This is a genomic window from Aerosakkonema sp. BLCC-F183 (assembly GCF_041929145.1).
Classification (GTDB): domain Bacteria; phylum Cyanobacteriota; class Cyanobacteriia; order Cyanobacteriales; family Aerosakkonemataceae; genus Aerosakkonema.
The window spans coordinates 1-9,665 of record NZ_JBHFNU010000073.1 but is presented as its reverse complement, the minus strand read 5'-3'; the positions used below and the strand labels follow the sequence as shown (position 1 = coordinate 9,665).

The following is a 9,665-nucleotide window of genomic DNA, read 5'->3' as shown; positions in this document are numbered from 1 at the left end:
AACTCAAAAAGCTAACTTATTTTTCTCTTAAATCCTGATTAAATCAATCTTTTTTTACTCAGCTAAAAGCTGAGCTATTTTGCCTTGTATAGGAGTTTAGACTAACCGCGCCCTAAAGCGCGGTTAGTCTAAACTCCAGTTCCTATGTACTTGCGTGATACCTTGCTTCGCACTGCAAGCGTTGGTTTGTATACACCATATTGGTCGCAAGAAATTCTCGACGGTGCAATTCGTAATCTTGTGAGTCAAGGACGAATGACGGCTGAGTTAGGAATGAAGCTGGAAATGACAATCAAAATGGCTTTTCCTGAAGCAATAGTTGAAGTTCCTCCTAATCTAGTGGAAGTGATGACAAATCACCCAGGCGATCGTCATGTTCTTGCTGCTGCTGTAATGGCTAACGCTAAAGTTATTGTTACCTCAAATCTCAAGCATTTTCAAGCAAATGACCTGGCTCCTTGGAACATAAAAGCACAGTCTCCAGATGAATTTTTATGTGAGCTTTTCGACGAATACCCAGATGAGATGGTTGAAGTAGTAAGGCGACAGTCTCAGGATCTTAAAAAGCCACCACTGACTGTTAATGAACTGCTTGCTTTGTTAAGTAAAGAAGTTCCTGAATTTGTCAATAATGTTTCTTTTTACGAATAGAGGAATAGTTATCTTAAAATCTAGTTAGCGCGGAACTAGGACTGATGAGCGATCGCCAGGATCGCCAGAAGAATCTTCAAAGAAATATTGCTCCTCTTTTGATTAGGTCTTGCTTCATTCGTTCAGAAATACCTAAGTTACATCCAAACCAAGCTTGTTTAACCTTAGCTTCACTCAGATTAGCAGCTTTGAGCTTAGCCTCTCTGAGGTAGGCATAACTCAGGTTTGCACTTCTGAAGTAGGCATAACTCAGGTTTGCGCCTCTGAGGTAGGCATAACTCAGGTTTGCACCTCTGAGGTCAGTACCGCTGAGATCTGCACCTCTGAAGTTGACACCGCTGAGGTCTGCACCTCTGAGGTTGGCACCACTGAGGTCGGCAACACTCAGGTTGGCATTACTCAGGTTGGCATTACTCAAATTATCATTACTAAGATCCTCACCACTAAGATCTACTCCAATATAATCCTCCACCAAACTCAACCCAGCAATCTTCGCTAATTCAGACAGCTTGCCTGTTGGTTCACGATCGAGCGCTTCTAAAATAGCTCCAAGTTCTTCAGGAGTTAACGGCTGAGTCATATTCCACTCTCACCTTACTCAAATATTCTTCTAATTTAGGAGCGAGAAACTTTTTAATAAATACACGCATTTTTGTTTCTTTTTTAGCTGGGCTGTCTTGACTATTCCATAAACCATTTTGGCAAGTTATAACAAGATCGTTTTCAATCATGCCAGCCTTAAAAGTTGCTTCTACAATACAAATACCATCTGATAAATTAGCATTTCCCAACATTTCTTTATGAAACGAGCCCTCTAAGATCGGTTTTTCTTGAGCTTTAAATTGCCAAACAGGAGCTTCATTGATTCCTGATGTTGTCACCTGCCAGTTTCCTAGTTTCTCAAGTGGTTTACGCCTCCCTAAAGGCATAGCACCTTTGATAAAATTGAGATAGAGTTTTCCATATTTAATTCCAAATCTGACACTAATTTCTTTGATACCACTAAGCAAACCACTATTGTATGAAAAATTTTCCTCTGCTTCACCAAAGGCAATACTTAATTTGACAAAGACATCATTATTTTTGATGGTTTCTATATCTTCTGAAAACTGTAATTCAACGCTTACTAACTCACCATTGTATTTGTGTTCTTGAGAGACTACCACTCCTAGCGTTTCTTTAAACTTTTCTTGCGCTTCCTTAACAAAATTATTTGAAGAAGATGACAACTGCGGTATTTGTTGAACAGGAGGAGAGCCAGAAATATTGAGGTTTTCGATATTTACTGTATGAGCCGAAATACTACTGGGAGCTTCGTTAATTGTTCCAGCAACTTTAGCTCCATCCTTAATTTCACCACCACTCATGCCACCAATACCGAACTTGCCATTTTGTTTGTAGCAATTACCCTCAATTCCATCATTAGAACTGCTACCCTCAGTCTTGACACCCCCATGCAAATCCTCTTGCTTTTCTATCACCACACTCTCCCCCTAGAAAATCTTTAAATCCTCAAAAAGCACGCGCAACGACAACTCAAGATTTAGGTTCCCCAGTTTCCTGCCAATCTTGCAAAGCACCAATTACAAAACTAGCGGCGGGATGGTTAAGATATGCCTCGAAAGCTGAAACACCACCTGCACTAATCGCACTCCATATCCGCGCCAGCAGGGTAGGGTTGTTTTCGATTTGCTTAATGGCTTCGGTTGCGATCGCCATCTTGCCAGCAGTAGTATTAGTTGGGTAAGACTTCTCCAACTGTTCGAGTAATTGCTGAATTTCGGCAGCAGTTTCCGCCAAGTTCCGTTGTTCCGCTTCGTTCAGCACACCCGCCACTTTCGCCCCAGCCTCGATTTTACCGCCGCTCATCTGACCAATGCCGAAATTTCCGCTTTGATTGTAAGTATTTCCGCCTGTCATACCGCTTCTACCCTGTTAAAAATCCAACTTGCCAAATCATTTTTAACCTATTATCCCAACTTTTTACCACTTTTGGCAGATTTCTGGAGGTAAGGAAAGCGATCGAAGGTTATTTTGAACTTAGGAGCGATCCGTCTTTATTCACTGTTAATTACCAATTTCCTGCATTTGACCAATTAACCAACTATATAACTGACTTCTCCCACTTTCTCGACCTCGCCGCAAAGCCTCTTCGAGTAAGCTAAATGGTAAATTTGGTAAAACTTGAGATTGTGTTATTTGTCTACTGCCACCATCAGCGATCGCAAAAGCAATCAACAAAGCTCGCACTACATTCACAACCCAATATTCTCTCACTCCCAATTGTTCGTACAACATTCGTTTCCCACCGATATCATCTGACAGAGAACTTTTAGCAATTTCGATGACTAAATCCGGTGGTGGATAAACATTTAGATCGACAATAGTTGTATTTGGTGGAATAATTTCGGCATTCTCACCAATGTAAAAGGCTAAATCTGGTTGAGCTTCTACTTCATTACCTCGCCTGAAAGTACAGTTAGTGACTGCACTCATGGCAATGCCTGTAATGCCACCAAATAATTGCACGCAGTAGCCAATCAGGGAGTTATCATAAGAATGGTCGTAACCTTGAGGAGTCATTTCAATTCGCAGTTGTCCTTTGTGGTAATAACTTTTGGCATTTTCCAGATTGCGATCGCTAATAGCTTCGATGTACTCATCCCAAGTTGCCGTTACCCATTCATCAGTTAGTAATTTTGTTTTTACGTTGGGCATAAGCTACTTTACATATAAATCAATTTGTCTAATATTTTAGCACAAAATTATTTACGATACTATTTCGGCTTCAATAATATCTATTAAATCTAAAATGCTCAACGACTTACTTGCTTCAACATTAGATTCTTCACCTACATGAACGTGATGCGGGAAATTGGGTAAATCGGGAAAATGCTCGACATTATCCCAGCGTTTCCTCAATACCTTCTGCGAATTGTCCATCCATTGATAGCGATAACTTTCCGTTACACAAGTGCGATCGCGCAATACGAAAAATTCCACTACTTCCAGAAAGTCACCATTGCTAAGAGTCAACCTCGCTCGAAAATAGCCTTGACGGTGCCATTTTCTTTGGCATCTAACAAACCTTCCAAACCATCGATACTATCTACAAGGTCTTCTAATTCTTCTGAATCTATCACTACTAATTCGCCATAACCTACTTTTTCCAAAAGCTCAGATACTGATATTCCTAACTTTTTAGCAACAGATTGCACTCCATTCCAGGCTTCATCTGTGATATTTACTACATGACGATTTTTGAAAGTATTACTAATTTTTTGATTCATTGCTAATTCCCGATTTAAAAACTTACTGCATTCTATCTATTGTACGATATTGAATTGCCTCGGCCACATGCTGCGTTTTCAAGTTATCATCGCCTGCTAAATCGGCAATTGTTCGCGCTACTTTGAGGATGCGATCGCTCGCTCTTGCCGATAATCCCAATTTCCGAATTGCTGCTTCTAATAAATTGCGAGAAGCATCATCTAACTGACACCATTGTTGTAAGTGACGACTTTGCATTTCCGCATTGCTACGCAAAGAAGGTTCGGATTGGAAACGAAAGCGCGATCGCTCTCTCGCCGCTTGCACTCTTTGCCGCACAGATGCTGATTCCTCTCCCTTTGGTTGTTGCGTGATTTCTTCTGGCTTCAAACGATTAACTGCTACTTGCAAATCGATTCGATCCATCAAAGGGCCGGAAAGTTTTGCCCAATATTGTTCTCTTTTAGCAGGAGTACAAGTGCAAGGTTGAATTGGGTCGCCAAAATAACCGCAAGGGCAGGGATTTGTACTCGCAACTAAGGTAAACTGAGCGGGGAACATCACAGATTGTTTGGTACGAGAAATGGTCACATAACCATCTTCTAATGGTTGACGTAAAAATTCCAAAACATCTCGTTTAAATTCTGTTAATTCATCGAGAAAAAGTACACCCCGATGTGCTAAAGAAATTTCACCGGGTCGCGGAAAACTACCGCCGCCAACAAGAGAGGGGCCAGATGCAGAATGGTGAGGGCTGCGAAAAGGTCGATCGCTCACTAAAGTTCCTCTATCTTTTAGCAATCCAGCCACAGAATGAATTTGAGTTACTTCGAGTGCTTCTTCAAATGCCAGGGGTGGTAAAATACTCGGTAGTCTTCGCGCTAACATCGTTTTACCGCTTCCCGGTGGGCCGACAAAAATTAAATTGTGTCCGCCAGCAGCCGCAATTTCCAAAGCACGACGGGCGTGTGCCTGACCTTTTACTTCCTTTAAATCTGGGCCGTTAAATAGAGATTTAGTTAATTCTTTCCTGCCATCAAATTGCACTGGTTGGTAACGTTCTGGCTGATTCAAGAAATCAGCTACATCGGCCAAGTTATTAAAACCGTAAACTTCCAATCCCTGCACAACAGCAGCTTCCCGTGCATTGTCAGCGGGAACTACTAAACCGACAATACCTAACTTTTGGGCTGCTGCGGCAATGGGCAATACACCCGCAACCGATCGCAAGCTACCATCAAGAGAAACTTCTCCTAAAAATAGATAATCTCCCAAAAGTTGAGCGCTCACTTGTTCCGACGCCGCCAAAATACCTACACTGATGGGCAGATCGAAGCTTGGCCCCTCTTTGCGTAAATCCGCTGGAGTAAGGTTAATTACAATTCTTCGCATCGGGAAGGCGTACCCAGTATTTTTCAGGGTCGCCTTCACTCTTTCTCTCGATTCTTGAACGGCTGCGTCTGGTAAACCTAAGACGACAATTCCCGGTAAACCGTTGGACACATCGACTTCCACGCCTACCTTCACAGCGTCGATACCGACAATAGATGCACTCCAAACTCTGGCAAGCACTTTAATTTTCCTAAAACTGCTAAAAACTATAGTGCCTTTTTATCCTTATCTTCTTCACATCCTCATCTCTAAGAAAAGATGAATTTCTGAATTGCCTCAAAATATGGCACTGCTCCCACTAGCATGAGATCGTTGTGACCAGCACCCGGAATCAGCACTAGCCGTTTATCTGGTGCAGCACAAAAGCGATGCAGTAGGATTCCCTGCGAAACAGGAATTAAATTATCTTCTTGACCGTGGATAATCAATGTGGGGATAGTGATGTTCTTGATTTTGAGTGCGTTGCCAACACCGTCGTTATTTTCGTCCGCCTCTTCGTCTACTTCAACTCCCAAGCGTTTGAGAAGCGCCCAAGCGTTAGCGATACCGCTTTCAATTATCGCCCCTGCCAGTCGTTTGCCCGCATAGTGTGCTATTTCAATGGCTGGCGCACTGCCAAGACTGCGCCCCATTACGTACAATCGCTGTGGGTTCAGTCCGTATAAATCGAAGATACTGTCCACCGCATCGAATACTTTCACCGCATCTGTCAGGAGAGTGCTGGCTGTGGGTGTTCCATCGCTTGACCCATAACCTCGATAATCCATCACCAGCAGGGTAATGCCTAACTGGTTATATAAATTTGCAATTTCATGATACTCGGCGGCAATCTCCCCATTGCCGTGATAGTACAGGATTGCTGGGGCATCAGGAGCGGCTGGGTACAAGCGTCCCCTGACCCTTACTCCAGACTCAACTTTTACGGCGACGCTATATACACCTTTGGGGATGATACCGTCATCGCGGCGGGGATGGAACAGTACTCGCAATACTTCGGGGCGATCGAAAACAGGATGTGTCATTGAGTTTGTCTCCTTAAAGTTCCCTAGTGGGCCGATAATATTTTGTCGCCGCACCAGCGAGTTGATTACCGATCTGGGAAATAATATTCTGAGGAATTTTGAGAATTGCTGCTAGTAGCACGAACAACATGACTGATACCAAAGACACCATCTTCGGTAAAATCATCCGCCGCGAGATTCGAGCGGACATTGTTTATGAAGACGATTTAGCGCTTGCTTTCAAAGACATTAATCCACAAGCGCCGGTTCATATCCTGGTGATTCCCAAAAAACCGATCGCCAAATTAGCCGATGCCGAGTCCCAAGACCACGCCCTTATGGGCCACCTGTTACTGACTGCCAAGCGGGTTGCCGAACAAGTTGGACTCACCAAAGGCTATCGTCTCGTGATTAACAATGGTGACGATGGCGGACAAACTGTATACCATCTCCATTTACATATTTTGGGCGGACGACAGATGGAATGGCCTCCCGGCTGATACCGATTTTAGATTTTGGATTTTGGATTTTGGATTGCAATACCAATCTAAAATCTAAAATCTAAAATCTAAAATTATTAAACTATTGCTTTGAGATTCTTGGCGGCTTCTTCGAGTTTTTTAATGCCAATTTTGGTTTGTGTGATGCCGCTGGCAGTTTCTGCTGCACCTAGATTGAGGCTATTCATTGCTTCAACTACTTGCTCGATCGCGATCGCTTGTTGTTTGGCGGTGAGGGAAATCTGTTGAGAACTGACAACTATATTGTCGATCGCATTCAGGGAAGTTTGTTGCTTGCTTAAAATCACTTCGTCTATTCCTTTGGTCACGCTTGTAAAAGCTTCTGCTGTTTCTTGAGAAAGTTTGATTCCTTCTTCTGCTGTTTTTCTGCCTTCATTTGTCACTATTACTGTGGAATTAATTGCCGATTGAATACCAATAACTAAGGCGTTAATTTTCTGCGCTGATTGTTTGCTTTGATCGGCAAGTTTCCGGATTTCAGCGGCGACAACGCCAAATCCTTTGCCGTGTTCTCCTGCACGCACTGCTTCTACGGCGGCGTTAAGCGCGAGCATATGGGTTTGGGTAGCCAAGTCGGTAACTATATTAGCGATCCCAGTAATTTGATTGGTCTGTTCTGTCAAGTGTACGGTTTGCTGTGCGATCGCGCCTACTTTCTCTTTGAGCGCAGACATTCCCTCCAGGGTTCGCTCTACTGTCTGAGTCCCCCGCTGGGCGAGGTTTAAGACTTGACGGGCAGCTGCTGCTGATGATTCTGCCAAATTTAATATTTCACGGGCACTTTCGGCAGCTAATTGCGCTTGTTCTGCTGTATTTCTTGAGGATGCACCCAATTCGTTCATTGTAGCGGTGGTTTGATTGACAGAACTAGCCTGTTGAGTGGCGACTCGTTCCTGTTGCTCGACTGTGGAAGCAATTTCACTGGTGGAAACACTGATGGATCTGACGATCGGGTCGATCGATTTGGTGGTGCGATCGGCAATTACAGCTGCGATCGCGCTTACCAGTATGGCAGTTACTCCCGTTCCCATCAACAGCGTTACTAGCAGATCTCGCTGCGGTCGGAAAGCAATGGCTGTATCCTTATTAATCAATACTATCCAATTTAATTTTGGCATCCCTGTTAGTTCTGGGGTGGGAGCTGTAGCCAGTACTTTGTCGGTTTTGTCAGTGCGGGAAAAAGCCACTTTAACATCTGCCTGTTGTTCTGCTTCCACTCGGTCGAAAAAGGGATACTCTAATTTAATGTCTTGACCTATCTCTTTGAGGTCGTAAGTTACAAAGATTTTGCCATCAGGGTCAATTATATGGGTTTGCTCTTCCGAACTACCGAGGCTTTTAATGCGTTCTCTGAGGTATTTGACTGGCAAGCGCGATCGCACTATGGCGATAATTTTACCTGTAATGACATCTTTTACCGGTGCCGCAATGTAAATCGCCCACTCATTTGTAGACTGTGAAAATTCTGGATCGCTGATGAAGGGACGTTCTGTTTTGAGGACTTGCTGAAAATATTCTCGATTGCTATGATTTCCGCTCGCTTCACCTCGCGATTTAACAATTAAGTTTCCCGACAAATCGAAGACGGCAATATTATCGTATACTCGGTAAGTATCCACGTAGCGATTGAGCGTTTCTTCCTTTTGCTTTTGAGGAACTATTCTGCTGACGCGAGGATCGGCGAGAATAGCTAGGTTCCCGATCGCCTGAATGTCTCCGTAGCGCTCAAACATGAAACGGCTAATTTTGTCCGCTAGTTCTACTGCATAGGCTTGCTGAAATTGCATTACGTCTTCTGTAATCGAACGGTTGGCAAAATAGTAAGCTATTGCGCCTATGCCCAGCACTGGCAATGTACCGAGGGCGATCGCAAAACCGATGGCTTTAGCTCGTAAAGATAGGTTGTCAAACATTATTGTTTAGAGATAGCACTTAGCCTAAAGAGCTTTCGCCCTCGGTAATCGATTATACTGTCTTTTGTATAAGTGTATTTTATAGCAAGTGCCAAGGCTGTTAGGACATTCTTAATTCCTGAAAGCTTCGATCGTCCCAACTTCTTCCCTTGGCCCTGACGCTATAGCCCCTAGCTCCTAGCTATAGATATGCAAGCAGTCTAAACTCTGAAATACTAAATTAGAGACTTAAGACTCTGAAGTTGGCGAGCCATCATAGAAGTCCTTAAAACCATCTCATCTATCTCTACCAATACTTGCTGCGCTCTATCTACTTGTTTAAATGTGTCAAATATTTGATTGCCAACTGAGTAAACTATTCCGCTGAATCCCAAAAATATGCGTTCTCTCAGTTTGAAATTTCTAAACACAAAACTTTTTCCTTTATTATAATCAATGATAAAAGCGTAGTTTTTTTATAATAAAAATTAAAAAGCCAAATCTTAAGAAATATAAACTCAACGAATTGATAACCTACTTCTTTATTTAACCTAGTGAAATGAGTATAATATTTTAATGGCACTAACTATAATGGCTCCATTACAAGCAGAGCTTCCTTTCGTCATTGAAAAGCTGAGCTTGGAAATAAAATAGTTAAACCTGACATAGTATTAATCCTGCCGATCGCACAGGATCTAATTGTGTAGCCCTACCCTACTACAACGCGCCTTCTGTCCGATTCCGAATCTAGCCAGCGGGTTTCCGGACAAGGCAGAGTTACTACAATTAATATAAGCTCAACTTATAACACTCATAAAAGTAACCAATAAAAACAAACATCAAAAACCCTTTACAAAACTAAATATAGGGATTAATCTATAAACAGGTAGAGAAAACACTACCTCGAACCTCGAAAAATACATAGCAATCATCCAATC

Annotated in this window: 12 protein-coding genes; 2 read left to right on the top strand and 10 right to left on the bottom strand. The window is 42.8% G+C overall.

Features of this window, described 5'->3' with window-relative positions; all coding sequences use genetic code 11:
• The first annotated feature begins 144 nt into the window (after positions 1–144).
• Positions 145–651, top strand: a complete 507-nt coding sequence (locus ACE1CD_RS21785) for a PIN domain-containing protein (protein ID WP_374826221.1) — start codon at positions 145–147, stop codon at positions 649–651.
• 76 nt (positions 652–727) lie between these two features.
• Here the strand turns inward: ACE1CD_RS21785 and ACE1CD_RS21780 are convergent, their stop codons facing one another.
• From ACE1CD_RS21780 to ACE1CD_RS21745, 8 genes are all read right to left on the bottom strand, one after another.
• Positions 728–1,231, bottom strand: a complete 504-nt coding sequence (locus ACE1CD_RS21780) for a pentapeptide repeat-containing protein (RefSeq protein ID WP_374826220.1) — start codon at positions 1,229–1,231, stop codon at positions 728–730.
• Complete coding sequence (locus tag ACE1CD_RS21775) at positions 1,209–2,132, bottom strand: hypothetical protein (protein WP_374826219.1); 924 nt, start codon at positions 2,130–2,132, stop codon at positions 1,209–1,211. The genes ACE1CD_RS21780 and ACE1CD_RS21775 overlap by 23 nt, the downstream gene beginning before the upstream one ends.
• Before the next feature lie 55 nt (positions 2,133–2,187).
• The gene (locus tag ACE1CD_RS21770; protein WP_374826218.1) at positions 2,188–2,571 is read right to left on the bottom strand and encodes a hypothetical protein; all 384 of its coding nucleotides are present in this window, start codon (positions 2,569–2,571) and stop codon (positions 2,188–2,190) included.
• Positions 2,572–2,718: 147 nt separating this feature from the next.
• Entirely contained in the window at positions 2,719–3,369 is a 651-nt protein-coding gene (locus tag ACE1CD_RS21765) for a Uma2 family endonuclease (protein ID WP_374826217.1), read from the bottom strand.
• 51 nt (positions 3,370–3,420) lie between these two features.
• On the bottom strand, positions 3,421–3,687 hold the full coding sequence (locus ACE1CD_RS21760) for a DUF6516 family protein (RefSeq protein ID WP_374826216.1): 267 nt from the start codon (positions 3,685–3,687) through the stop codon (positions 3,421–3,423).
• A complete protein-coding gene (locus tag ACE1CD_RS21755; RefSeq protein ID WP_374826215.1) occupies positions 3,684–3,941 on the bottom strand; it encodes a hypothetical protein in 258 nt (85 codons plus the stop codon). Before ACE1CD_RS21755 ends, ACE1CD_RS21760 begins: the two co-directional genes overlap by 4 nt.
• 22 nt (positions 3,942–3,963) lie before the next feature.
• The gene (locus tag ACE1CD_RS21750) at positions 3,964–5,493 is read right to left on the bottom strand and encodes a YifB family Mg chelatase-like AAA ATPase (protein WP_374826214.1); all 1,530 of its coding nucleotides are present in this window, start codon (positions 5,491–5,493) and stop codon (positions 3,964–3,966) included.
• A 68-nt stretch (positions 5,494–5,561) separates the two neighbouring features.
• Complete coding sequence (locus ACE1CD_RS21745; protein ID WP_374796104.1) at positions 5,562–6,335, bottom strand: alpha/beta hydrolase; 774 nt, start codon at positions 6,333–6,335, stop codon at positions 5,562–5,564.
• 128 nt (positions 6,336–6,463) lie between these two features.
• Here ACE1CD_RS21745 and ACE1CD_RS21740 point away from each other — a divergent pair, with 128 nt between their 5' ends.
• On the top strand, positions 6,464–6,814 hold the full coding sequence (locus ACE1CD_RS21740) for a histidine triad nucleotide-binding protein (protein ID WP_374826213.1): 351 nt from the start codon (positions 6,464–6,466) through the stop codon (positions 6,812–6,814).
• Between the two features lie 77 nt (positions 6,815–6,891).
• On the opposite strand, the gene ACE1CD_RS21735 is transcribed toward ACE1CD_RS21740, so the two are convergent.
• Together ACE1CD_RS21735 and ACE1CD_RS21730 are read right to left on the bottom strand one after the other, a co-directional pair.
• Entirely contained in the window at positions 6,892–8,748 is a 1,857-nt protein-coding gene (locus ACE1CD_RS21735; protein ID WP_374826212.1) for a methyl-accepting chemotaxis protein, read from the bottom strand.
• A 215-nt stretch (positions 8,749–8,963) separates the two neighbouring features.
• The gene (locus ACE1CD_RS21730) at positions 8,964–9,158 is read right to left on the bottom strand and encodes a hypothetical protein (protein WP_374826211.1); all 195 of its coding nucleotides are present in this window, start codon (positions 9,156–9,158) and stop codon (positions 8,964–8,966) included.
• Positions 9,159–9,665: the final 507 nt, after the last annotated feature.